23 protein-coding genes, 1 pseudogene and 1 riboswitch are annotated in these 24,424 nt (G+C 30.5%); of the genes and pseudogenes, 19 read left to right on the top strand and 5 right to left on the bottom strand.

From position 1 onward, the window contains the following. Positions 1-305 precede the first annotated feature (305 nt). Positions 306-512 (top strand): hypothetical protein, encoded by a 207-nt coding sequence (locus tag J2Z44_RS13415; protein WP_021285313.1) that lies wholly within the window; start codon positions 306-308, stop codon positions 510-512. A gap of 490 nt (positions 513-1,002) precedes the next feature. On the opposite strand, the gene J2Z44_RS13410 is transcribed toward J2Z44_RS13415, so the two are convergent. From J2Z44_RS13410 to J2Z44_RS21595, 3 genes are read right to left on the bottom strand one after another with little or no spacing between them, the layout of a single operon-like run. Next, positions 1,003-2,193, bottom strand: a complete 1,191-nt coding sequence (locus J2Z44_RS13410) for a DUF4179 domain-containing protein (RefSeq protein WP_021285315.1) — start codon at positions 2,191-2,193, stop codon at positions 1,003-1,005. Between the two features lies 1 nt (position 2,194). Next, positions 2,195-2,533, bottom strand: coding sequence for a sigma-70 family RNA polymerase sigma factor (locus J2Z44_RS21600; protein ID WP_342591518.1), 339 nt, complete (start codon positions 2,531-2,533; stop codon positions 2,195-2,197). A gap of 9 nt (positions 2,534-2,542) precedes the next feature. Next, positions 2,543-2,740 carry an RNA polymerase sigma factor gene (locus tag J2Z44_RS21595; RefSeq protein WP_245353368.1) on the bottom strand — a complete coding sequence of 66 codons (198 nt, stop codon included), beginning with the start codon at positions 2,738-2,740 and terminating at the stop codon, positions 2,543-2,545. Positions 2,741-3,287: 547 nt separating this feature from the next. On the opposite strand from J2Z44_RS21595, the gene J2Z44_RS13400 reads away from it, so the two are divergent. Next, entirely contained in the window at positions 3,288-3,521 is a 234-nt protein-coding gene (locus J2Z44_RS13400; protein WP_021285318.1) for a hypothetical protein, read from the top strand. A gap of 91 nt (positions 3,522-3,612) precedes the next feature. Continuing rightward, entirely contained in the window at positions 3,613-4,368 is a 756-nt protein-coding gene (locus J2Z44_RS13395) for an alpha/beta fold hydrolase (protein ID WP_021285319.1), read from the top strand. 92 nt (positions 4,369-4,460) lie between these two features. Here J2Z44_RS13395 and J2Z44_RS13390 read toward each other — a convergent pair whose 3' ends face one another. Then, a complete protein-coding gene (locus J2Z44_RS13390; RefSeq protein WP_021285320.1) occupies positions 4,461-5,492 on the bottom strand; it encodes a PTS sugar transporter subunit IIC in 1,032 nt (343 codons plus the stop codon). 362 nt (positions 5,493-5,854) lie between these two features. Next, a riboswitch (glycine riboswitch) is annotated at positions 5,855-5,949 on the bottom strand. Between the two features lie 348 nt (positions 5,950-6,297). Here J2Z44_RS13390 and J2Z44_RS13385 point away from each other — a divergent pair. The 4 genes from J2Z44_RS13385 (at position 6,298) to J2Z44_RS13370 (ending at position 9,084) form a co-directional block, all read left to right on the top strand. After that, entirely contained in the window at positions 6,298-6,840 is a 543-nt protein-coding gene (locus tag J2Z44_RS13385) for a GNAT family N-acetyltransferase (protein WP_209649661.1), read from the top strand. Positions 6,841-7,064: 224 nt separating this feature from the next. Beyond that, a complete protein-coding gene (locus J2Z44_RS13380; protein WP_021285323.1) occupies positions 7,065-8,162 on the top strand; it encodes an alpha/beta hydrolase in 1,098 nt (365 codons plus the stop codon). A gap of 32 nt (positions 8,163-8,194) precedes the next feature. Continuing rightward, positions 8,195-8,623 carry a hypothetical protein gene (locus J2Z44_RS13375; RefSeq protein WP_021285324.1) on the top strand — a complete coding sequence of 143 codons (429 nt, stop codon included), beginning with the start codon at positions 8,195-8,197 and terminating at the stop codon, positions 8,621-8,623. 125 nt (positions 8,624-8,748) lie between these two features. Then, positions 8,749-9,084, top strand: coding sequence for a DUF3784 domain-containing protein (locus tag J2Z44_RS13370; protein ID WP_021285325.1), 336 nt, complete (start codon positions 8,749-8,751; stop codon positions 9,082-9,084). Between the two features lie 527 nt (positions 9,085-9,611). Here the strand turns inward: J2Z44_RS13370 and mraY are convergent. Continuing rightward, the gene (gene mraY, locus J2Z44_RS13365) at positions 9,612-10,565 is read right to left on the bottom strand and encodes a phospho-N-acetylmuramoyl-pentapeptide-transferase (protein WP_021285326.1); all 954 of its coding nucleotides are present in this window, start codon (positions 10,563-10,565) and stop codon (positions 9,612-9,614) included. A gap of 207 nt (positions 10,566-10,772) precedes the next feature. Between mraY and J2Z44_RS13360 the strand changes: the two genes are divergently transcribed. The 12 genes and pseudogenes from J2Z44_RS13360 to J2Z44_RS13305 all read left to right on the top strand — a co-directional run bounded on the left by J2Z44_RS13360 (position 10,773) and on the right by J2Z44_RS13305 (position 24,405). Continuing rightward, positions 10,773-11,633, top strand: a complete 861-nt coding sequence (locus tag J2Z44_RS13360) for a helix-turn-helix domain-containing protein (RefSeq protein ID WP_021285327.1) — start codon at positions 10,773-10,775, stop codon at positions 11,631-11,633. A 376-nt stretch (positions 11,634-12,009) separates the two neighbouring features. Further along, on the top strand, positions 12,010-12,873 hold the full coding sequence (locus tag J2Z44_RS13355; protein WP_209649659.1) for an alpha/beta hydrolase: 864 nt from the start codon (positions 12,010-12,012) through the stop codon (positions 12,871-12,873). Between the two features lie 569 nt (positions 12,874-13,442). Continuing rightward, positions 13,443-14,051, top strand: a complete 609-nt coding sequence (locus tag J2Z44_RS13350) for a DUF421 domain-containing protein (RefSeq protein ID WP_021285330.1) — start codon at positions 13,443-13,445, stop codon at positions 14,049-14,051. Between the two features lie 985 nt (positions 14,052-15,036). Continuing rightward, positions 15,037-16,350, top strand: coding sequence for a group II intron reverse transcriptase/maturase (gene ltrA, locus J2Z44_RS13345; protein WP_021285331.1), 1,314 nt, complete (start codon positions 15,037-15,039; stop codon positions 16,348-16,350). A gap of 150 nt (positions 16,351-16,500) precedes the next feature. Next, on the top strand, positions 16,501-17,208 hold the full coding sequence (locus J2Z44_RS13340) for a hypothetical protein (protein ID WP_021285332.1): 708 nt from the start codon (positions 16,501-16,503) through the stop codon (positions 17,206-17,208). Positions 17,209-17,229: 21 nt separating this feature from the next. After that, positions 17,230-17,436: pseudogene (locus J2Z44_RS13335) on the top strand (Nif3-like dinuclear metal center hexameric protein); the annotation flags it as partial. Between the two features lie 29 nt (positions 17,437-17,465). Then, positions 17,466-17,918 carry a GNAT family N-acetyltransferase gene (locus J2Z44_RS21590; protein ID WP_021285334.1) on the top strand — a complete coding sequence of 151 codons (453 nt, stop codon included), beginning with the start codon at positions 17,466-17,468 and terminating at the stop codon, positions 17,916-17,918. Positions 17,919-18,133: 215 nt separating this feature from the next. Next, positions 18,134-18,970, top strand: coding sequence for a hypothetical protein (locus J2Z44_RS13325; RefSeq protein ID WP_021285335.1), 837 nt, complete (start codon positions 18,134-18,136; stop codon positions 18,968-18,970). A gap of 504 nt (positions 18,971-19,474) precedes the next feature. Next, on the top strand, positions 19,475-20,050 hold the full coding sequence (locus J2Z44_RS13320) for an HD domain-containing protein (protein WP_021285336.1): 576 nt from the start codon (positions 19,475-19,477) through the stop codon (positions 20,048-20,050). A gap of 33 nt (positions 20,051-20,083) precedes the next feature. Next, positions 20,084-21,016 carry a ketopantoate reductase family protein gene (locus J2Z44_RS13315; protein WP_021285337.1) on the top strand — a complete coding sequence of 311 codons (933 nt, stop codon included), beginning with the start codon at positions 20,084-20,086 and terminating at the stop codon, positions 21,014-21,016. A 487-nt stretch (positions 21,017-21,503) separates the two neighbouring features. Next, positions 21,504-21,872 (top strand): ArsR/SmtB family transcription factor, encoded by a 369-nt coding sequence (locus J2Z44_RS13310; protein WP_021285338.1) that lies wholly within the window; start codon positions 21,504-21,506, stop codon positions 21,870-21,872. Between the two features lie 22 nt (positions 21,873-21,894). Then, on the top strand, positions 21,895-24,405 hold the full coding sequence (locus J2Z44_RS13305) for a heavy metal translocating P-type ATPase (RefSeq protein ID WP_021285339.1): 2,511 nt from the start codon (positions 21,895-21,897) through the stop codon (positions 24,403-24,405). Positions 24,406-24,424 lie beyond the last annotated feature (19 nt).

Below are 24,424 nucleotides of genomic sequence, written 5' to 3'. Positions count from 1 at the left end.
AAAGTAACTGCAGCTTAAAAGTAAAATAACTAGCTATCTTATGAAAAAACGAGATATAACGAGTTTGGTGTGTCTATTTTATTGGGGGAAGGGCAGTATGTCTGTAGATTAGCGCAACTCTTGGATAATTATACTTATGTGCATAGAAATCATTTTTACAATATTCTTTTGCACTGCTACTATTTTAGATGAAATATAAAAGTTAGTTACTGAGAGTTTAGAAATCGTATAGATGAATATGTCCTAGAAGTATATTTATCAATGATTAAGTAGTATTAAGTATATTATGAAAAGGGGGATTGTAAATGAGTAGAATATGTAATCAATGTGGAGAAGAGATGCTTGAGGACTGCGAAATTGGTATGAGGTGGAAAATTGAAGATATTATTATTTCAAAAGAGTTTAGGGGTTTTTTAAGCAATAAGAAAGCTAAACTAAAGGCAGCTGTATGCACTAGCTGTGGAAATGTGACTTTTTATATTGATGAATATAAGGAATTTAAAGATGCCTAGTTAAGTTAACATCTTCTTAAGTGTTGAAAAATAGTAATTTCATATGCAGTAAACATATAAAATTATGCCAAAGAACGGGAGGGAGTTATGAGAAAAAATTTAGTATTAATTGTAACAAATCTTTTTGCTTTGACTTCAACCATAATTTTACTTGTAGTATATGAAAAAATAATAATTCAGTTAAAATTGTAGGATTTGTTTTCATGGTGATTATTGGTTTAACTAATTTTATTAGGAGAGTAGGTAGATGTGATAGATCTAAGTAAATGATTTTATATTAGCTCAACTGATTGTAATGTTGGTTAGAACTATAATCTGTTATGACTTAAGCTACTAAAGAAAAAGGAACCAATAGGCTCTATCATACAGGCTCATAAACTCCAAAAAACTTAACCATAGAATATGACTTCAAATGTAGCTACTATAAGAAACTTTTAAATATTTTTAATGACAAAAGAGATATGGTGATCATATCTCTTTTAGTAACTATTTACTTGTTCTTTTTAATCAAGGTTATTTCTTTATTTTCACCATTAAAATCATTTAAAATAACTTTAAAGTTTCCATCATAATCAAAGGAAGTAATTTCAAAACTTTTTACTTTTAGCAGATGAGCATTATCATCACCTGTAAAATGTCCCTTTAATGTGGAATTATGAACATTACCGTTATCATCGACTAAGGTAGCTTGATCTATTTTATTAATAATTTTTTTACGATCTTCCCCTTTAAAATCAGAATCAAATTCTAAGGTTACATACATACAAGTAGGCAATAGCTCCGCTTTAGTAACTCTTATTATATCTCCATTAACGCCTTCGGGGACATAGAGAACTTCCTTACCATCTTTAAGTTTTTCATCTAAAGTTATACTAGTTTGCCATTTACCTTCAATTAAATTATATAACCTTAGGTTTCTCTGTTTATAGTTAAATACTTCGTATTCCTCTAATTTGCTTTCAGCTTCTGAGAATATATTTTCCTGAAGCTTATCATTAATTGAAGCTAGTAACCTTACTGCCTTAATATCTAAAGTTACATCATCTATCCCTGAAATAGGTTCCATAGAATTTACAACTAAATTGTACTTAATTTCTCCAGTTTCTTTATTTATTACTTTGTTAGAGTCAAAATCAGCCTTTAACTGTTTCAGTGACTTTAGCTGTTCTTCATTTAAATTTTCAGTACTGCTTTTAATAAGATATCTGCCATTATTATCTTTTAAATTCATATCAAACTCTATTTCTTGTAGATTATTTAATAAACCTCTATCGTCAAATTTTATATTTAAGGAAAGTGCTAGTTTTGAGCTGTCATAAGTTATATCCGTTACTCCAATTTCTATGCCTTTATCCTTCACTGTGTTTACGTTACCAAGGTTTTGAACTAGTCCATTATCTATAGCTTTCTGAACCCCTTCATCTTTAAAGAATAGGGTCTTAATTGCGGATATTGTCTTACCACCAATAGTTGCAAATGCATCCGTTGCAATAAAGGTTGAACCTATAATAAACATTGCAGCAACTGCAGAAATAATTTTTCTTTTTTTGGAAACCTTATTTTTCTTTGACATGCTTCTTATTTCAGTAAAAGCCATTTCTTTTTTATCTATAATACTTTTAGGAATTTCAATATCCTCACTGAATATGTTTTCTAACTGATTATCAAAGTTTGTACTCATTCTAACAACCTCCATTACTAAAGCTTTTATTTTCTGACTTAACATAATGCACTTTTAATTGTTGTCTTGCTCTACTTAATCGTGACTTAATAGTGCCTTCTTTTTCATTAAGAATTTCGCTAATTTCCCGTGTGTTAAACCCATTGACATAATAAAGTATAATTACCAGCTTGTACTCTTGATTCAAAATACTTAAAGCATTTTCAAAGTCTAATTTATCTTCAATAATGTTATCAGCTTGTAACTCCATATTACTATCAATTGCACCTTGGAAATCATCTACATAAATAATTTTATTATCACCCAATAAATCATTACATTTATTAATTAGAATTTTAATTAGCCAAGTTTAAAAAAAACAAGTATTCTTAAGCTTTTTGATACTTTTAAAGCAAGAGAGAATTGTCTCTTGTATAGCATCTCCAATATCAGCTTCATTTTTAAGCCTGGCTTTAGCAACCTTATACATCTGTGGCATGTATTGATTCATGATTTCAATAAATGCCTCTTCATCTCCCTTTTGGGCTCTTTTGATTAATAAATCCATATATTATCCTCCAAAACTCATATACGTATATGCTTTGTATAATAATTAGACCCTAAAATATTAAAAATGGTTGCATAGTCTAAAAGTAAATATTTCTATTAATAATTATAAAATCCTTTAAGTCTTTCAATTACATATATCATTACAGACTAATATTATAGTTTCACTTTTTAAAAGGTCCCTCAATTACTATTGATATTTGCTATGGCTAGATTTGAGAAAATGAGTAAAACATGTATGACTCGATTATAAGTTGGGTTTTAATTCTGATTTCATTTTTAATAGTTATAAAAACTATTCTTAAAAAGGGGCTTAATCACCGCACAAAGATGTGTTTATTCTTCCTCAAAATACTAGGATAGAGGTATTTTTATATGTAATTATGGTATAATATGGTTTAATTAATTAAGTCATAAGAAGATAATTTACGAAAGCATTAATTGTTTACTTAAACTTATTAATATGTATGAAAGATACTCCTTCTATGGAGAGAGCTTAATATATTGGATTTATTAATTATAGAGGTTTGAATCAAAATAGTGGAGGTGTGACAATTGAGCTTAGTGAAATAAGAAATGTAAAATTCCTTGGTAGAGACAGTTACATCCTCGCTGCAATAATAGGTAGCCTTGCTAAGGCAGCTTATGGTATTCCTGAAAAAATAAAGGAAAAGCATCTTAAGGATTATTTATATTTTATAAGGGGGAAGATGAAAGTGAAACATGTATTGTTAAGTAGGCCTGCTTTAACCGAAATATTGAAAAATGGCATAGTTCTATAATAATATATTAGTTTGATATAAAGGTTACAATTTGTGTATACAAATATCTAAGAAAATTACTCTTGTGATTTTTGGTATGTGGAGGGTAGATATGATATTTAAAGAGTTTGGAAATAAAAATAAGCCGGTAATGATTTTTTTTCATGGTGGTGGATTGTCCTGGTGGTCATTAAAACCACAAATTGAAGCACTAAAAAATGATTATTTTATTGTTACACCCATAATTGACGGACACGGTGATGATTGGAATAACACTTTTATAAGCATAGAAAAATCAGCAGAAGGGGTTATTCAGTATATAAAGAATAATTATAAGGGAAAAGTTTTTTCAATTTGTGGCCTTTCCATTGGCGCTCAAATTGTTGTAGAAATACTATCACGAGAAGGCGATATTACTGAGTATGCGGTTATAGAAAGTGCTTTAGTTTATCCAATGAAGATGGCAACTAAGCTTACTGTACCAATGTATAACCTGTGTTATGGGTTAATAAAAAAAAGGTGGTATGCAAAACTACAGGCTAAAACATTAAATGTCCCCGAAGAATTATTTGAAGCCTATTACATGGACAGTTCACGGATGACAAAGGAATCCCTAATCAATATTACAAAAAGTAATGGTGGCTATTCATTACCATCAACATTAGGTAATACTAAAGCAAAGACATTAATACTGGTTGGAGAGAAGGAACTGTCAGTTATGAAAAAATCAGCAATACTACTTCACCACACTATAAAAGGTAGTTATTTAAAAATCATTGAGAAGAGTGGTCATGGAGAAATTAGTTTGATTCATACAGATAGTTACATTGACTTATTACGCGGTTTCTTTGAAAATAATATAAATTAATGGAACCCCAAGGGAGTTCCATTAATTTCTTATATTACCAGCCGTATTTTGAAGAATAGCCAAAAGCTAGTAAAGTGAAATACTTATTTTAACTAAGTGTTTTTAGAGGTGGCTTGAAAACTGTTTTTTAATTTTAGTTCTTTTATAAAGCCGTAAGCATAAGTGCTTATAATTCCTCCAAGTATCCCAGCAATAATTGCAAATAACAGAGTTTTTGAAACTACTATTGGGTCATTAAAAGCAAAAGGTGTAAAGAATCCAGGGATAGATGAGGCTGTTCCTGGAGCATCTACTTTGATTTTAAATAGTACCGCAATAATTCCAGCTAAGCCTCCACCTATAAAACTTGCAGTATATAAGGGACCAGAATTTTTAGTAACTAAATCTGCTTGAGTTAATGGCTCAAGCATTAAGGAAATCAATTTAGACTTATCTTTTATTCCAATTTTTAAAAACATCATGCCATTAGCGAAAGCACCGCCTACACAAGCTATACAACCAATTCCCATAGGAATTCCTTTTAAACTTAACATTGCAGTTAAAGCCATTGAGCTAAGTGGAGATGTGCTTATTACAGTTATAATTCCTCCAAGTACAAAACCCATGAATATTGGTGACATAGTTGTAGCATTCACAATGGTAACACCAATTTCTTCAAGGGCCATAGTTACCACCGGATTTACTAATACTGCTATGAATCTTGCTAAAGGCACAAACAACAGCAATATAGCAATTAACTTTAAAGTATCATTTAATTTACTTTTTAACTTGTCGTATACTATGGCTAATAGGTAGCCTGCTACAAATCCTGGTAAAATTCCGAAGCCAAACAACACTGCCCCAGTAGCTGCAGCTACATCAAATTCAACATCCATTTTTAACATCACAAGTATTGCACAAATAATTCCAGCTACACTACCTGCGGCTTTTCCTATTTCTGCAGCAAAAGCAATACCTACTGCATCACCTAAAATATATTTATAAATAGCCTCTACCAAAAAGGTTGCTACAGCAGCTCCTGCCAAGCCAGTCATGGCCTTTTCACCCTTATAAGCTTTTGAGCTAAATAAATAAAACATCACTAATACAAGCATTAAGGTAAATAAACCTTTTAAAACTTCCATTTTTAACTCCTCCTTATTCTAATTTAAGCATTTTAAGAATTTAGAAAGTTATCCATTTATGTTGAGCTCTTACATAAAGCCTCTCTAAACAACTGAGAAAATTCTATCTCTTCTTATGGTTATTTGTATGATTATAAATAATGAACAAGTTCATTTTGTAAGCAACTTTAAAAATAGATTTGAACTAAATAAAGGAATTTTTTACACTAAAGTTCCTAGTTAAGGCCTAGAAGCTGCAAGATTGTTTAGTAGCACCTTATAGAAGGTGAAGACCTAAACTTTCAACGTATTATTCAATATAAAGCATAAATTTTCCATTTGAAAATATAAAAAGACAGAGAAAAAGGTATTATAAAGAAAATACCCTTTTCTCTGTCTTTTTATCTGAAAGATTTTACGGTACAAACCGTATTACTTCTTCGATGCTACAAATTGTAGTCTCTCCAGAGTTGTATCAAGAAACTGTAATTTACCTGAGAGTTTCAAAGTAATTCGGATTGGTTACTTCTTTCTCCTACGGTGTCAAGCGACTTTTCAGTATTCCATCATCTACATAATATTGATTTATAGTATTATTTTACCATATAAAGCCTATAAACACTAATAGAAATTATTAATGAACCTTAGTATAACCATTTATTACCTCAATGACTTCATGTTTTAGTGAAACTGTGGGTTGGATGGGTACAGATATATATTGGAAATTAATGCAATAAAATGGTAGATGTGCTGCAATTTTCTTATGGGTAAAGCCATAGTAAAAAATATGGATTATAATTAACTATTAAATTTAAGAGGTGAGAAAATGAGTGAGTTTAGTTTAATAGCTCCTTCTAAAAAATTTGAAAAGCAAGCTTTTGAATACATACAAGAATTCCTACAGCATAATTCAGAAATCAATGGTACTGCAGGACTCAATAGGTATGATAATTATGATGAATGGCTACTTAAACTTGAGAAGTCTATAGATATGTCAAAGATAGAAAAGGACAAGGTGCCTGCAAATACCTACTTTTTAATTAGAAACCAAGATAGTAAAATCATTGGAATGATTACTATAAGGCATAAATTAAATGAATCCCTATTAAGTAGGGGAGGACATATAGGCTACTCCATAAGACCAACTGAAAGAAAAAAAGGATATGGAACCCTAATGTTAAAATTGACCTTGGAAAAGTGCAGGGAATTAAATTTAACCAGAGTTTTAATAACCTGCGACAAATTAAATATTGCATCAGCCAAAGTTATTCAAAACAACAATGGAATATTAGAAAATGAGGTTTTTAACCAAGTTTTTTCTGAGACTACTCAAAGATATTGGATTGACCTAATAAACCTGTGGGAGTAATAATAGGGAGGCTTAATATAGGTCGCAAGACCTTGAGGCGTAATGGACTTAATTTTTTTGGTATTTATTGAATTAGTAATATAGGGGGAAATCATATGGAAAAATCACAAATAAAGAGTAGAATAATTTTGAAATTAGAAGAGGATATTGAACAAGGAAATAATACTGCTTTACAGGAGTTTTGAAACAAAATAGAAAGAAATGGGGCGCCTTTAATAGAAGAATTGACAGGGGATTTAGAAAATAACTTAGTAATGTTTATTTATAGAGCAGATGAAGAAGTTGAAAATGTTATATTTATACCTCCAATTGGATGGGAAAAGTTCTTAGAGTATAAAATGGAGAGATTATTAAATACCAACCTATGGTATATTACTTGTAAAATAAAAAATGATCTACGTTTTGATTATACTATTTCTGTAAATGATTCACTTATTGATAGTGATGAGGGATGGGAAGCGAGAGAAGTTAATTTGACACATGATGAGCTGAATAAGAATTTTTTAATTTTATGTGAGGAGGATGGTGAAGAAAAAAAGGTTTCTTATGTTGTAATGCCTAAGGCACAAGAACATTTTTGGGTGAAAGAAAGGATAAATATTTCTAAAGGAGATATAGAGGAATATTACTTTCATAGTGAAAAGTTAGAAAAAGATCGGAGAATTAGAATATATACACCATATGGGTATAAAAAATCTAATATGCCATATAAGTTTTTAATTTTAACTGATGGTGATGAGTATCTTAATATACTTTCAGGAAAAACAGTATTGGATAACTTAATTTGTGATAAAAAGATAGCACCAATAGTTGTATTATTTATTGATTCTACTGATACAAGATATGAGGAATTATGTTGTAGTGATGGTTTTGTGGATCTTATAATCAATGAATTGACTCCATGGTTTAGAGAAAATTATAATATTTCTTCTGAAGCTAAGGATGGAATAATTGGTGGACTTAGCTTAGGGGGACTTACTGCAACATATTTAGGATTAAGACATTCAGATATTTTTGGAAATGTGCTTTCACAATCAGGGGCATATTGGTACAAACCAGAAGACTTTAAGGAAGTTGAAAGTGCTTGTTGGATGAGTACTGAATTTAACAAAATAGAAAGATTACCCCTTAAATTCTATTTAAATGTAGGAATTCTTGAACCAAAAGATAATATGATAGGTGTTAATAAAAAACTAAGAGATGTACTAGAATTAAAGGGATATGAGGTTAAATATGAAGAGTTTAATAGTGGACATGATTACTTATGCTGGGGAGAAACTCTGGCAAATGGTTTAATTTCATTAATTGGTGATAACAATTAAGTATCGATTTTAAATAAAGGTGGTGAAGCAATGTGACAGATTTTAAAAATGGAACGGTTTTTAATACTAGTTGTACAATAGTATACATTATTGTATCCTATGTGTTTACATTATGGTACAATTTTGAATTTATTATCTTTGATATTGAAGTAACAAGTGCAACTAAATTTTTTATTTCTTATATAATATTTATGGCATTGGTATTATGGTTATTGAAAATTAGTAACAGTAAAATAGTAAGTGCAATTATAGGAGTATTGAGCTTAATATACTTGAAGGGGTATGTACAAGAACCCATAAACAGTTTCATAAATAATAAGATCGGTAATTCTTTACAGATTCAATCATTATTATCTTTTGATTTCTTAGCTCAAATAGCATTTATTATTCTTAATTTAGTGATTTTGTTTTTTGCGATTTTAAGGATACATGAGCAGATGCAAAATAAAGAAATTAATTAAAAACAAATATAGGAGTTTCAATCAGAATGTTAATTATAAAGGCCCTAAATACTGATTAAAAGTTAAAATTAGGTTTTATATTATATCCTAATTAATTGTATTACAATTAAAAGGAGGCTAATAGAATGAATGTATGGGGAATAATATGTCTAATATTAGCAGTACCCTTTTCTGTGCTTTCAATTATTTTTGCTTTATTAAAAGAAAAAGGTGCTATTTTAATTAGTGGATTTAATACCATTTCTAAAGATGATAGAGAAAAGTATGATAAAAAGAAAATGAGTTTAGATATGCGAAACTGTCTTTTCATTTGGTCTATGATTTTACTTTTAGGAGCATTTTTATCATATTGTATAAGTAAGTACTGTGCAATTATGATAATTCTTATTTGGATAATTCTTTTCTTTAAAGAAGTTCACATTGATTCAGAAAAAGCATTTGGTAAGTATAGAAAGCTATAAATGATGAAGTGAATTTTAAAAGTTAAAGTATTATATGAGAAGTCTTAATGAGAAATTTTAAATTCTGGACTGTGCTATATAGAAATATTTTAAATAAAATAAAAACAAAGATTATTAGAATAGTACTTATTTTTAATGAATTAATTTCAATAATAATTTATTAGATGAAAATTATATGGATAATCAAGTCAGGTAGAAGATGAACATGAAAATATTATGAGGATAACAAAAATGAGATTATGCAACTTGAAAGTTAATACTAACCTTCAAGCTGCATAAAGTTTTTTGGAGCTTGGCTCAGAATTTGATAAAAAGCTACGTAGTTTTAATTTCAAGCTGAGAACAAAGTTTTTTCAAAACTGAAAATAAAAGTTAACTCAAGTATATTGGGAATTAACTCAATAAAATGTAAGATTTGTTGGAAAATATTGATGAATACTTTACAGGTATATTATTACAGTAATCATATGGTAGAATAGATTTAAGATAATAGTCCTGCGTAGTAAATAATCGGCTCAGCAGAAAAATTAAAAAGATAAAAATCCTATAAGACATAAAATAGTTGTTATTATTGAAAATAAGGAAACAATTTTAGATTCATGCCATCCTGACAGCTCAAAGGAGTGGTGAATGGGTGCCATTTTAAAGACTCTCTTGCCTAAAGTTTTATATGAAATAATTTGAATAAGGTCAGATAATGCTTCTAGAACATATATGCCTCCAACTATTGCAATAATTAGTGGAGTTTTGAGGATTATAGCTATTGTTGCTACCATTCCACCAAGAGCCAAGGCGCCAGTATCTCCCATAATTATTTTTGCTGGAAAAGAGTTGAATCTCAAAAACCCTAATAATGCACCGGACATACACCCACAGAAGATTGCTAAACTATAATAACCCATATTAAAAGATACTAAAGCAAAGAATACCATTATGAGCAGAGTTACTGATGTAGCAAGACCGTCCAATCCATCCGTTAAGTTTACTGAATTGGTTGTGGCTACATAAATGAATATAATAAATGGTATGTACAATAGTCCAAGATCTACCGTTCTTCCCACAAAGGGAAGGATAATTTTTGAACCAATCCTAGGATTATAAAATGCATATATTGCAAAAGTGATTGAAGCAAAAAGTAATAGTAGCATCTTCTGTTTTGATGTTAATCCTTCATTCTTCTTATGGATTTTCTTTAAGAAGTCATCAAGAAAACCTATGAAGCCGAATACTATTAAGGAATAGAAAACAAACTTAATTTCCTTGTTATACTGCTTTATGAAAAACAACATTGTAATTATAGATGAGAGAATAAATATTATACCGCCAAAGGTAGGAGTTGCAGCTTTTTTATAATGGCTCTTTGGACCTTCCTCGCGAATATTTTGTCCTAGTTTTAATCTTTTAAACAATGGGATAAGTATTGCTCCAATGATGGAAGATAATAAGAAACTTAATAAAATAGCATAAATAATTTTACTCACTAGAAACACCAACCTTATTTTTGTTTGAATATTTTGGAAGCTTCATAATTATGGTAATATATTAACTGAGATGACTCAATAAGTATGTATAAGTATCAAATTTAGTTGAAAAATATCAAATAATAAGTTGAATATTATTCAAGTAACTTGAACATTATTACACAAAAATATAAATGATCTTCAGAGAAATACAAGGGAGATGGGAGAATGAAAAGAGAGTTACATGAGCTAATAGAAATTGATGAAAAGGTAAAAAGCAAATTGGACTTTATCAAAAGCAGCTCGGGCAGCGCACTTGAAAATGTAAATAAAGTAAAGGCTTTAAAAAACATTATATATGAAAAATCTTCTAAAACATTTATATATAACCTTAAGAAGCTTATAAAACTTGAAGCAACTCAAAAGGATCTTGCTAAGAAAATAGGTGTATCAGAAGACTTGCTTTCTAAGTACAAATCAGGAGAGGCCTTTCCATCAATAGAAACTTTGATCTACATATGTGAGATATATGGTATAAGCATGGAAAAGCTTATATTATTGCCTTTAACAACAATAGATATTGAAAATATGGAAAACAGTCTGGATGCAGATTTCAATGTTTTTGAAGAAAACTATTATGCTTATTTTTTGGTAACTAATATAGCTAGGGGAGGAGCTATACATGAAGGCGTTGTTGAGATTTTAAATAAGGATGTGGTATTTAAGATACTAGCTAATGGAGAGGTAATTAAATGCTTTTCAGGAAGGTATAGTATTTCAGATAAACTGATATCTTTTAATCTTTATAGTCAAAGCGAGGGGACTGCTTGTATAAGTATGATTAAACCAAATGTTAACAAAGAAAGATATTTCGGAGGGCTAAACATGCTTATGCTCCCTTCAGATGCAAACAGTAAGCCTTGTGTTCAAAAACTTTTATTAAGCAAAATTCGGATTGACAGAGAACTGTATTATAGCTCTCTTAAGGAACTCTTAAATTTTAATGCTGAGGGATTACCTTTAGGTCATGTTAAGATATCTCAATGGGAAGATGAGGCTGCATATAACTTTACAAGCAAACTTCTCTAAAAACCAGCTTAATCTTTAAAGTAGGTGCATGATGACAAGTATGTATTAGATACAACTAAGAGGCATATCAATTCCATGGAAAAGGAATCTTAAGAATTAACGATGAATCTTATCCTATTGAAAAAAATGAGTACTATCACATTAAACCATCCAGTAATGTATATTTTGAAAACTAAAATGATGAGCCTTTATATATATTGTACATTTAAGAAATGGTTTGATGAATATACATAAGTTATGCAGTTTGAAAAAATTCATTATATATGTTGATATACTCTAAGATTAAAAGGCAACGCAAGTTTTAATTTTAGACAATGGAAATGTTCTTTGGATTTCAAATAATACGGTATTCCAAATATATTTTAAGGAGAAAGTAATGAAAGAGATTTTTATTAATAAAGATTATAATAAGGCAAGAATCCATCAGTGGGGAGATAAAGAAGATCCAACAATTATATGTTTTCACGGTTTAGGTGGTACAAGCTTGAGTTTTATTGAGTTAGGTTATTTGTTAAGGAGAGAGTATAATGTTATAGCTATAGATTTACCAGGACACGGGAAAACACCAGCATTTGAGAGAGAAGAAGATTATGAAATGCCTAATATGGTTACATGGATTGACAAAGTTATTTCAACTATAACTGAGAAAAAAATTTATCTTTTAGGACATTCCTATGGTGCAGATATTGCACTTTACTATTTATACACTTACCCATCAAAAGTAATTAAGACAATGTTATTAGATGGAGGATATTATTTAAAGAAGGAATGGTATGATTATCAGACTTCCATATCAGGAAATATAACCTCCTTACAAAGAGAAATTGATTATTATATCCAAGACTTTGATGACTATTGCTTTGATTCAGTTGAAGAACATATTGAAGTTGAGAAAAGCAATTATATAAGGTGGTCTAATCTACTAGAAGAAGCCTCAAAAGATTTAGTACAGGTAGAAAAGGGGAAATATAGATGGCATGCAAATGGTGTTACCGCAAAAGCTGCTATAAAATCAATGTATAATTGTCCACCTAGTTCTATTTATGAGAAGTTGCCAAAATCAATTTATTTATTACAAAGTACATTACCTAATTCAATGAATGAGTACAGAAACAACTTTGCTGAGAATTTTAGTAAATGTACGGATTCCAAGCTGAAAAGAATTGAGGAAGCAGGTCATTTGATTCACTGGGACAAGCCTAATGAAGTTGTAAAAGAGATAATAGATTGGTTTAAATAGAAAGTTATTTTACTATACAGTTTTCAATTTTAACCTAGCAACACTAAAATAAATAATTACTTTGAACACCACATTATTCATAAATGAAGTTTGTGGTGTTTTTACATGTTAACTTAAAAATATTATGTTGTAATACAAAGCTTTTGATTATAACCAAGGCAGCGGTGAGTATTGAAGACATATCATAATAAAATTAAGCAAGAGACAATAGGGAGGTTTCATATATTGTTGAAAGAATTAATGATCTTTTAGTGTAACAAGTAAGAAAGTATGTTATAGAGAATCTAGGTTATATACTATGTAGAGAAAAAGAAAAGAATAAGGTGATATGTTGATTTTCCTTCATCAGTAAACTAGTCTTGCTAAACTCTCAATAGTTCATTTATTCCTAATATGAATAATTATTTCATTTGTTAGCTATAGTGATGCTGATACTTGATATGTTATAGAACTCTTCTGGAGTTATGAGACCATTATTTCATTCATAAAAATCCGATAAGAAATGAATTAAATGATAGTAGGGGAAGATAATAAGTAAAGCAATTAATTTTTTTAAGGAGCTGAATGAAATGAATCTAGACTGGATTTGGCAAGCAATACTTATTTTCTTTGTAGGTACGTTTATTTTAAGAATTGGTGGACGAAAATCTATTTCCCAGATGACAATATCTCAAACCGTTGTAATGATAGGACTAGGCTCTCTATTAATTCAGCCTATAACTGGCAATGGGTTACTGATTACATTCATAGCGGCCTTTATATTATCTGTGTTAATGATAATTACAGAATACCTAGAGGTTAAAGTAGATTTCTTAGAAAAGTTGTTCTCAGGAAAAGCAGTTATAGTTGTTGAAAATGGGGTGCCTGATATGAAGAAGTTGAGGAAATTAAGATTATCTATTGATAGGCTAGAAACACGTTTGAGGCAAATGGGGGTATCTTCAATTTCAGATATAAAATATGCAACAATAGAAGTGAGTGGTCAACTAGGATATGAACTTATGGATAATAAAAAACCTCTAACTAAGGAAGATTTTCAAACTCTGATGGCTGAAATATCTCAAGTGAAGGGTATCATAGTAAATAACCAAAATAATCAGCAGAATTCTAATGAAAATAATGATATTTTTAAAGAAATTAGCAGCAAGAAATTTGAAGGGAATAAAAAAGAACCTTAGAATCAATACTCTTGACTATAAAATTTAATTTTACACAAATACAATTATCATTGAAATATAGCTTATTTTAAAAAACGTATTATTCAAAATAGAATTTTACGTTTTTTTACATGGCAATTTAAAATGTAAGTGATTTAAGACTATAACAAAAACTAATTTCAAACTTAACTATAAAAGAAGAAGTAGAGGCTTTATTTTAGAGGGCTTACACTAAAATTAAGTAAAGAAGCACATAAATCATGGATAGAAAAATAAATTAAAACATTAGGAGTTTAAATAGCAAGCTATTAAGATACCTAATGTTTTAAGTCTGAATACGTATTGGCTAGAGAGTGTCCTTATGGGCGTTTTAATGTAAGTAATTCTGGGTTATAGGTATATTATTACAGTAATTATATGGTAGAATGGAATTAATGTGCGAGCTGTGAAACAGCACGCTCTTGCGTAATGTTTCCTCTTGATAATGGATAACTCTGTTATCATTAGTAAGCTTTTAATATATAGTAGGAGAATCCTATCAGGTAATACCTAGCCAGTAGCCTGTACCGAGTCCTTGGAGTCGAAACGGTAACGTTAGATTTAAGCGTAGGACAGGGAGCAAACGAGCCGAAACGAAAGTGAAGCTATTGAGCCGCGAAATTATTCTTTTTTTAATGAAGAGGTCGATACTGTATTAGTAGTCGCAGACAACATTCTATAAATTGTTATGGTGAGATTTATGGAACTCTTCCGAGGTCAGAGTGCTTGGCGAGTTTGATGACAAGTATATTACTAGAACAGCTGAGGTCCTATAGTGTCTGGGAAATTATTTTTTTTCCAGTATGCAAAGTTAAGTAAGGGAACGAGCAAGACCAGCAAAAGCATTATAGGAAGTCCGACTAACTCATAGTACCTTAGAAGTCTGCGAAAGCAGGTGGAGGGAAGGGGTTAGCACAACATAGCTTCAAGTAAGCTTAAAATTATGCAGACAGGAGAGCTGAAGAACATGATTAATGAGCTACTTGGAATACAATTCAACATAGGAAAAGCTAATTTAGATGGAAAGGTTCAAAATCTTGCATACTACATCAATGAAAAGACTCTTATAGCTAGCCATAATGAAATGGATTGGAAGAAGGCAAAAGGAATTGATGGAGTATCAAAGGATGATTATTCGGTGAATTTAGAAACTAACATTGAGCATTTAGTACAACGAATGAAAAATGATAGTTATAAGCCACAACCTATAAGAAGAGCATATATACCCAAAGATGGAAGCAAGAAGATGAGACCGTTAGGTATATCATGTTATGAGGACAAATTAGTAGAAAATGTCATAGCAAAGATATTAATAGAAGTGTATGAACCAAAATTCTTTAATGAATCCTACGGATTTAGACCAAACAGAAATTGTCATCAAGCCGTTAGGCAAATAATTGAGGATATCCAATACCGCAAGGTTTGCTACATAGTTGAAGCAGATATAAAAGGCTTCTTCGATAATGTAAACCATGAGTGGTTAATTAAGTTCCTAGAACATGATATAGCGGATAAGAAATTTATTAATATAATTAAGAAATTCTTAAAAGCTGGAATCATGGAAAAAGGTAAATATCTAGATAGTGAACGAGGAACACCACAAGGAAATGGAGCTTCTCCAGTCCTTGCAAATGTATATTTACATTATGTTTTGGACTATTGGTTTGCTGTTAAAGTTAAGCGGCAGTGCAAAGGCGAAGCCTACTTAATAAGATATTGTGATGATTTTGTATGTTGTTTTCAAAATAAGTGGGAAGCAGAAGAGTTTTACTTGAAGCTTATAGAGAGGTTCAAGAAATTTGGATTAGAGCTTGCTTTGGAGAAAACAAAGATATTAGAATTTGGGAGATTTGCTAAGGAAAATAGGGCTAAGCGAGGTCTAGGGAAACCAGAAACCTTTGACTTTCTAGGATTTACATTCTATTGTAGCGAAGCTGGTAAGAAGAAATTCTTCAGATGTAAGGTTAAGACTAGCAGGAAGAAATTTAGGAGCAAAGTCAAGACTATGAAAGAATGGATTAAGAATAATCGAATAATGCCTGTCGGCGAACTGATTAAGAAAATTAATCAAAAGCTAAGGGGACACTATCAATATTATGGTGTTACAGATAATACAAGAGGTGTGAAGAGTTTTCAGAACTCGGTCAAATGGCTTCTACTTAAATGGTTAAATAGAAGAAGTCAAAGAAGGAGTTACACAATTGATACATTCTTCAATGGCTTATTGAAGACTTTTCCGCTATTGGAACCCAAAATAAATGTAAGCCTATTCTATAGATGAATAAAATATGATGTGAAGAGCCATATGCCTTAATAGGGCAAGTACGGTTCTGTAGAGGAGTATAGGCGGTAACGCCTATATTTACTCAAGTGGAAAATGCTTATAATAAGCAAAGTATTATTATTTCAAATAAAAAAGTAGGTGAAAAGAATGGAAATTAAAAAGATATTTGATGATTTCTCTAAAGCATTTATTAAGAAAATTGATAAAGACTATTTTATAAGAATTCAACTTGAATTCTTGGATATTGAAAAAAATAATATATGGCAGGTTGATATTAGGGATGGAAACATAAACATCTATAATGAGGAAAAAATTATTCCTGAAGAGACGTTCACTTTAACAATTGTTACCCTTGAAAAGTTATATAAGAATGAATTGTCTCCCCTAACTGCATTTGCTAATGAACCAAATAAAGATGGGGTAATGTGTTCTCTTATCAATCTGAAAAACAAAATCCAGGATAAATTTATAAGATGGAACCATGAGATACAAGAAGAAAAGTTGAAATTTATTGATAGGTTGCATAAATTCCATGACTTCTTCAGCAAAGAGTATCCTGGAAAAATTTTCGTCAAACATGAGAATTGCATAAATTTGCATAATGTAAAGGGAATTGGATTGTTTTCAGACTTTAAAAAAGGAATTATTCATGCTTTCTTCTCAATAAAAGCCAATGAGTGCCTAAAACAATCTCCACGTGAATTTAGTCTTTTTGTTCTGAATGGGAAAGGAATTTTAAGAATTAACGAAGAATCTTATCCTATTGAAAAAAATGAGTACTATCACATTAAACCATCAAGTAATGTATATTTTGAAAATGAAAATGATGAGCCTTTAGATATATTATATATTTAAAAAAAAAAGCATTTTGAAAATAAGTGTGATGTATATATTACTGGTGAATGTGATTTGCATACTACTGAACACGCTCAGTTTAAAGGGGTAAATCTTATGGTTGGGAGTCATACTTTCACAGAAGTTTTTGGAATTGAAAGTTTAGCATTGAAATTAAAGAAGAGTATAAAAGAACTTGAAGTAGTGAAGCTTAATGAAAGGCACTATGAAGCGAATGTAAAAAAATAAATAATAGTAAGAATAAGAGGAGGAGCCTTGTGGATAATGAATTAATTTTAAAGAAGGTTGATGAAAGCAATTTTATTGAGTGTTTTAATTTAAAACTTGGATGTGGACAAGATAAGTTTGTATCGCATCCTATTCGTAGTTTAGCACAGGCCTATGTATATTATAATCAATGCACCCCCTTTGCAATTTATAAAGAGACCACTATTGTAGGGTATGTTATGGTTATTTATGATTATGATGAGGAAACATATAATATCTGGCATTTGATGATTGATGAGAAATATCAAGGAAAAGGATACGGAACCGAAGCTGTAAAGTTATGTATAGAGTATATAAAGTCAAAACCATTTGGAAAATCCAATGATATTATATTGACATGTAGTATTGAAAATTCTCATGCAATGCATATTTATGAAAAATTAGGTTTTATAGATACAAATAAACGTGATGATGACGAAATTATTATGAAATTAGTAATTTAACTTGAAATAATACTTGAGGGAGCTCTTGTTACAGCAAGTGGTGAGATGGAGAGTTAATATAGTAGCGTTTAATAGGTATATGAAATAATAAATAGCAATTGGAAAATATGGTAAATTTGAACTGGATACGTTTGACGAGGGGTGATTTAGATGAGAAATATGGGAAAATTAAGAGGTAGCCTTTAATTTTAAATAATTAAAGGAGGAAAAGGAATATGGAAATTAACAAAGAAATAATGCAACAAGAAGCGAAAAGTTTTTTATCAGTATTATTTACATTGCCAGAGGTTGAAAGGGTTCAAATTAAAGATGTTTTTATTTCATCTATTGATGATTGTGAAAATATTATGAAGGGATTAGAGCAGTGTTACCACGACAAATACAGCGATATTGATATAAATGCTTATCTCAAATTACACCCTAATGATTATAATGCTGAAACCCCAATTTATAAAAAATATTTTTCAAGATTAGGGATTAAAGATAAAATCTTTGGAATTATATTTCAAGAAAGAATTAATGATAAAGAAGGTATGCGTATATGCTTAAAGACAGGCATAAGAATCGACTTTACTTTCATTTGCCGTTGTGATAAACTTGCTCCATTGCTGACATCTGAACAAACATCTATTGATGAACATGTAATACAAAAAAGAAACCTTTCATTAATTTGGGATATAGAAAAAGTAGATTGGTTTTGGTTTGTTGCAGTACAAGCATTAGGTAAACTAATGAGAAAAGATTATTTAATTTCTTCACATTTAGCCCATACACTTATTATGGAAGTATTAGTTACTCAAATGGTTATGAGAGATAATCAATATAATACAAACTTTCATAGATATGGGTTTTCAGAGAAACTCGAGTATTTAGAAGTAGATGTTATTGGGGCAAATGAATTTAAAGTATCTAAAGATGAAACTTATAATCACATCGTAGAGTTATTATATCAAGGGATAATGAGTTATGATAAAATGATATTACAATTAAATAGTGATTATAGAAGTAGATGTGAAATATTTCTTGAAATATGGAAAAGTTATATACAATAGTATCTGATATTATGGATAACACATAACTGAAATTGTATGGTAATATTCTTTATTAATACTTAGATAATTAAATGCAAAACCTATGCTAAATTATCCAATTAGCATAGGTTTTTTGATACAAAAACTATTGTAGAAATTACTGTATTTTTTTGTTTGAACCCTTTAAGTAAACTCCTTAAGTTTTCAAATAGTCTTTTTCTAAAAAATGAAGCAAATTAAAATTTTTTATTATGCCTTAATAAGTTTCTCCTACTAATCTACTAGAGAAATATAAAGGTTATATTTGATAAAACCCTAGGTTTATAAGAGAATTTAATCAGCCACTAAGAAAAAGTGTCCATGCATCTAAAGTGCTGGGAAGATTTTTCTCAGTGGCTTATTCTATTTTAAAATAAAATCCAAACTGGTCTAAACAGAGTTTGAAAATATATTTATCCTTAACTACCCTTTGGCGTGATATACTTAAATAAGATAATTTCACAATATAGTAGGAGGTTTGGGAAAATGAACATAAGAAAATTTATGGAGATTATGGCTGTTGCAGAAAATCTTAAAAATAATACAAGACATTCATGGACTTCTTCTAATCGTCATGAAAGTGTTGCAGAGCACAGCTGGCGATTATCTTTAATGGCGTACTTTGTGAAGGATGAATTTCCTCAGGTTGATATCAATAAAGTAATATTAATGTGTATTTTTCATGATTTAGGAGAAGCAGTCACAGGAGATATACCTGCATTTTACAAAACTGAAAGTCATGAGCTTGAAGAAGATAGGGCAATTACCCAATTACTTAGCAGTATACCAGAGCCCTATAAAAAAGAACTTACTATGCTATTTTTAGAAATGCATGAGCAAAAGACCTTGGAAGCGAAAATTTATAAGGCGCTGGATAAGATGGAGACACTAATTCAACACAATGAGGCCCATATATCAACATGGCTACCACTTGAGTATGAATTAAACCTTACATATGGGAAGAAAGAAGTAGAATTCTCAAAGTATATGAAAGAATTGAAGCAGGCTATAGATGAAGACACAATAAATAAAATAGAGAGTTCAAAAGAATCAGTATCATAAACTTATGAAAATTTATAAATAGGGGGATTGAAAGTGGAAAAGGTTACAAAAAAAGTATGTATCTATGGCCTTGGGGGAGTTGGAGGATATCTAGGTGGAATCCTTAGTCATAGCACAAATCAATGTAAAAACCAAAGTCATGAAGTATATTTTATAGCTAGAGGAAAACATTTAGATACTATAAAAGAAAGTGGTCTCAAGCTGATGACACCGTCAAAAGGGGATTTAGTATGCCGCCCTGTAGCTGCAGTAGAAAGTGCTAATGAACTGCCTGTGATGGACTATATATTCCTTTGTGTTAAGGGCTATGATTTGGAAGAAGCAATAGAAGAAATTAATAAAATAGTAGATGATAAAACTGTGATTATTGCACCTTTAAATGGTGTGGACATATATGAAAGAATAAGAGCAAAACTTAAAACTGGAATTATTTTGCCCTCTTGTATCTTTATATCTTCCTCTATAAAGGAACCAGGAGTAGTTCTACATAAGGGAGGAACCACCATGTTAGTGTTAGGAAGAGATCCACAAAAGGTGGATTATGAACCAAAAGAGCTTCACAACATGCTAAGTGTTGCTGAAATTCCTTTTACATGGATGGAAGATGCCCTTCCTACAATTTGGGAAAAATATATTATGTTTGCTCCCTTTGCTTTGGTTACCACTCATTTAGATATGACCTTTGGACAAGTCATGGAGGATATAAAAGCTAAAGAGCTGATAAAAGGCATTATGGAGGAGGTTGTTTCACTAGCTAAGGCTAAAGGAATTCCTGTGAAGCCCTCTATAATTGAAACTTACCTTAACAATGCCAGTTTTTATCCCTATGAAACAAAGACGTCTTATCAAAGAGATATAGAAAGTGGAAAAAGAAAAAACGAAGGACACCTTATTGGAGGCACTATTATAAGGCTTGGAAAAGAATGTGGAATCAGTACTAACATAACAGAAAGTATATATAGATAAGATAATTACTTTGGAAGAAATAGCTCTTTCTATAACTAAAGAGATTCTAAAAACTTAATAAAAAATAAAAGTCACGAATATATATAGATAAGCACTATGGAAACTCTAGCTGAGTTTTCATAGTGCTTTTTATTATAAATGAAATTCAACTTTTTAGCCTAATAAAAAGTGACTGCAAGGCCATGAAATTACTATGTTTCAAGAAGCGTGTAAAAGGTTGTAAGTTGCTGTTTGCTATTTAAATGGGAGTGTGCATACACGCATTTGCTCAGGAACTTAATAAATACAATCATATATGCTCCATGATTTATTACTATGCATGAGCATAGATAGAGAAAATAAAAGGGGAACTTCTAGGAGGAATGAGTATGAATAAAAAAATTACTAAATTTATGAAAAAAATCTTTGACAAAAATGTATAGTTAGCATATACTGAATATATAAACATATGAACAGATAAACATATATTCAGTTGAGGTGATTAGGGATGGAAAATAATAAAGAAATAATTGATACCTGTAATTGCAATGTTATTCACGAAGATGTTGTAAAAAGGGTTAAAGAAACTATTCCACAAGAGGAAACATTATATGATTTAGCAGATTTGTTTAAAACTTTTGGAGATAGTACAAGGATAAAGATTATATGTGCATTATTCCAATCGGAAATGTGCGTATGTGATATAGCTGCTTTACTCGGCATGAATCAATCAGCTATTTCACATCAATTAAGGGTTCTTAAACAAGCTAGGTTAGTTAAGTATAGAAAAGAAGGAAAGGTTGTTTATTACTGCTTAGATGATGATCATGTTAAAGGTATATTTGATCAAGGATTAGCTCATTTAAATGAGAAGTAAATAGATTTGGGGGGAGTAAGGAATGAGTAATAATAAGATTTCAAAGCCAAGTGTAAAAGATAATAAACCAACACAAATAAAATTAGAGTCAAGCACTGTGAAGCCAAAGACAATAATGCAATTAAATGCAGTGCAAAAGAAGCCAGTTACAAAGATTAAGAAACAATTCATCTTAGAGGGTTTAGATTGTGCCAACTGCGCATCAAAAATAGAAACTAAACTAAATAGTATGGATGGAATTGCTAATGCTTCAGTTAATTTTGTAACTAAGACCTTGACAATGGAACTAGAAGAAATAAGTAGGGTTAACGAACTAGTTGCTGCATCCATTGAAACAATAAATAAAATTGAATCCCATGTAGTTGTAAAAGAAAAAACTTCAGGAAAATCAAATAAATTGGTGATAATGTTAGAGGGATTATGTTGTGCAAACTGTGCAGCAAAAATTGAAAAGGAAGCTGGAAACCTTCAGGGTGTTAACAGTGCAGTAGTTGATTTTGTGGCTCAAAAACTTATTATGGAAATTGAGAGCAATGTAGATAAAGATAGTATTGTAGAAGAAGTTAAAAAATATGTTAAAAAAATTGAACCTGATGTAAAGGTATATGTTTTAGAAGGAAATAGAAATAAAACTCACAAGGACTCACATGATGATGAACATGGACATGATCATGACCATAATCATGAAAGTAGTAAAAGTGAATTTATAAAACTTGGAGTTGGAGCTTCAATTTTTGCAGTTGCTTCAATGTTTAACTTTAGTTTTTATACTGAGCTAATACTTTATTTAATAAGTTATTTACTTGTTGGTGGAGAAGTTGTGCTTAGAGCTCTTAAGAATATTAGAGGGGGGCAAGTCTTCGATGAAAACTTCCTCATGAGTATAGCAACCATTGGGGCGTTTGCAATTGGTGAGTTCCCAGAAGGGGTAGCTGTTATGCTCTTCTATCAATTAGGAGAAATATTCCAAGGTATGGCTGTTAATCGTTCTAGAAAATCTATTGCAGCATTAATGGATATAAGACCTGACTTTGCTAACTTAAAAGTTGGTGATGATATTAAAAAGGTATCCCCAGAAGAAGTTAATGTAGGCGATATAATAGTTGTAAAACCAGGGGAAAAAGTTCCTCTAGATGGTAAGGTAATTGAAGGTAATTCTATGATAGACACTTCTGCTCTAACTGGTGAATCAGTTCCAAGAGAAGTAGGCATTGGAGATAACGTACTAGGTGGAGTTATTAATAAAAATGGTCTTTTAACTATAGAAGTAGAAAAAGAATTTGGAGACTCTACTATTGCTAAAATCCTTGATTTAGTACAAAATGCAAGTAGTAAAAAAGCTCCTACAGAAAACTTTATAACTAAGTTTGCTAGATATTATACACCAGTTGTAGTTTTTTCTGCTATAGCATTAGCAGTACTTCCACCACTTTTTATAAGTGGAGCAACTTTTTCAGAATGGATATATAGAGCCTTAGCTTTCTTAGTTGTATCTTGTCCTTGTGCTTTAGTAGTATCTATTCCGCTTGGTTTCTTTGGAGGTATAGGTGGGGCTTCAAAAAATGGTATTCTTGTTAAAGGTGGTAACTATCTTGAAGCTTTAAACAACGTTGAGGTAGTAGTATTTGACAAAACTGGAACTCTTACAAAAGGAGTATTTAAGGTAACTGATATACAGCCACAAGGAAATGTTACAAAGGATGAACTTCTAACTTATGCAGCTTATGCAGAAAGTTATTCTAACCATCCAATAGCAACTTCAATTTTAAAAGCTTATGGTATGGATATAGCTAAAGAATCAATTGAAAACTATGAAGAAATATCTGGACATGGTGTAAAAGTTTCTGTTTTAGGAAAAGAAGTCTTTGCGGGTAATCACAAACTGATGATTAGAGAAAATATAAAATATGCACAGATAGAAACTATAGGTACTGTAGTTCATATTGCTATCAATAAAGAATATGCTGGATATATTGTAATATCTGATGAAGTTAAAGAAGATTCAGCTGAAGCTATAAAAGCTTTAAAGGCAAGTGGAGTTAGAAAAACTGTAATGTTAACAGGAGATAATAAAACTGTTGGAACTAAAGTTGCCAAAGAATTAGGGCTAGATGAAGTTTATTCAGAATTATTACCAGACCAAAAAGTTGAAAAAGTAGAGCTTTTAGATAAAGAAAAGTCTTCTAAAGGTAAGTTAATATTTGTTGGTGATGGAATAAATGATGCTCCAGTTTTAGCTAGAGCTGATATAGGTATTGCAATGGGTGGTGTTGGTTCAGATGCTGCAATTGAAGCTGCTGACGTAGTTATTATGACTGATGAACCTTCTAAAATTGCAACTGCTATAAAAATAGCAAAGAAAACAAGAACAATTGTAATGCAAAATATTATCTTTGCTTTAGGAATCAAAGCAATAATATTAGTTCTTGTAGCCGTTGGAGTAGGTACAATGTGGGAAGCTGTATTTGGTGATGTAGGTGTTACACTAATTGCTGTATTAAACTCTATGAGAGCAATGAAAACAGAAAAATAGCAAAAACTATGCAGCCATA

It is taken from the genome of Clostridium punense (assembly GCF_017874425.1).
GTDB classification, from domain to species: Bacteria; Bacillota; Clostridia; order Clostridiales; family Clostridiaceae; genus Clostridium_J; species Clostridium_J punense.
The sequence above is the reverse complement of the archived record's forward strand: the minus strand, read 5'-3'. Positions and strand labels throughout refer to the sequence as shown.

Bases quoted from the DNA above. Each gene is read 5' to 3' on its own strand.
- J2Z44_RS13395 (WP_021285319.1), top strand. From the start codon at position 3,613: ATGATATTTAAAGAGTTTGGAAATAAAAATAAGCCGGTAATGATTTTT.
- J2Z44_RS13325 (WP_021285335.1), top strand. From the start codon at position 18,134: ATGGAAATTAACAAAGAAATAATGCAACAAGAAGCGAAAAGTTTTTTA.
- J2Z44_RS13415 (WP_021285313.1), top strand. From the start codon at position 306: ATGAGTAGAATATGTAATCAATGTGGAGAAGAGATGCTTGAGGACTGC.
- J2Z44_RS13310 (WP_021285338.1), top strand. From the start codon at position 21,504: ATGGAAAATAATAAAGAAATAATTGATACCTGTAATTGCAATGTTATT.
- J2Z44_RS13410 (WP_021285315.1), bottom strand. From the start codon at position 2,193: ATGAGTACAAACTTTGATAATCAGTTAGAAAACATATTCAGTGAGGAT.
- J2Z44_RS13320 (WP_021285336.1), top strand. From the start codon at position 19,475: ATGAACATAAGAAAATTTATGGAGATTATGGCTGTTGCAGAAAATCTT.
- J2Z44_RS13370 (WP_021285325.1), top strand. From the start codon at position 8,749: ATGAATGTATGGGGAATAATATGTCTAATATTAGCAGTACCCTTTTCT.
- J2Z44_RS13350 (WP_021285330.1), top strand. From the start codon at position 13,443: ATGAATCTAGACTGGATTTGGCAAGCAATACTTATTTTCTTTGTAGGT.
- J2Z44_RS13360 (WP_021285327.1), top strand. From the start codon at position 10,773: ATGAAAAGAGAGTTACATGAGCTAATAGAAATTGATGAAAAGGTAAAA.
- J2Z44_RS13390 (WP_021285320.1), bottom strand. From the start codon at position 5,492: ATGGAAGTTTTAAAAGGTTTATTTACCTTAATGCTTGTATTAGTGATG.
- J2Z44_RS13305 (WP_021285339.1), top strand. From the start codon at position 21,895: ATGAGTAATAATAAGATTTCAAAGCCAAGTGTAAAAGATAATAAACCA.
- ltrA (WP_021285331.1), top strand. From the start codon at position 15,037: ATGATTAATGAGCTACTTGGAATACAATTCAACATAGGAAAAGCTAAT.
- J2Z44_RS13340 (WP_021285332.1), top strand. From the start codon at position 16,501: ATGGAAATTAAAAAGATATTTGATGATTTCTCTAAAGCATTTATTAAG.
- J2Z44_RS13355 (WP_209649659.1), top strand. From the start codon at position 12,010: ATGAAAGAGATTTTTATTAATAAAGATTATAATAAGGCAAGAATCCAT.
- J2Z44_RS13385 (WP_209649661.1), top strand. From the start codon at position 6,298: ATGAGTGAGTTTAGTTTAATAGCTCCTTCTAAAAAATTTGAAAAGCAA.
- J2Z44_RS21595 (WP_245353368.1), bottom strand. From the start codon at position 2,740: ATGGATTTATTAATCAAAAGAGCCCAAAAGGGAGATGAAGAGGCATTT.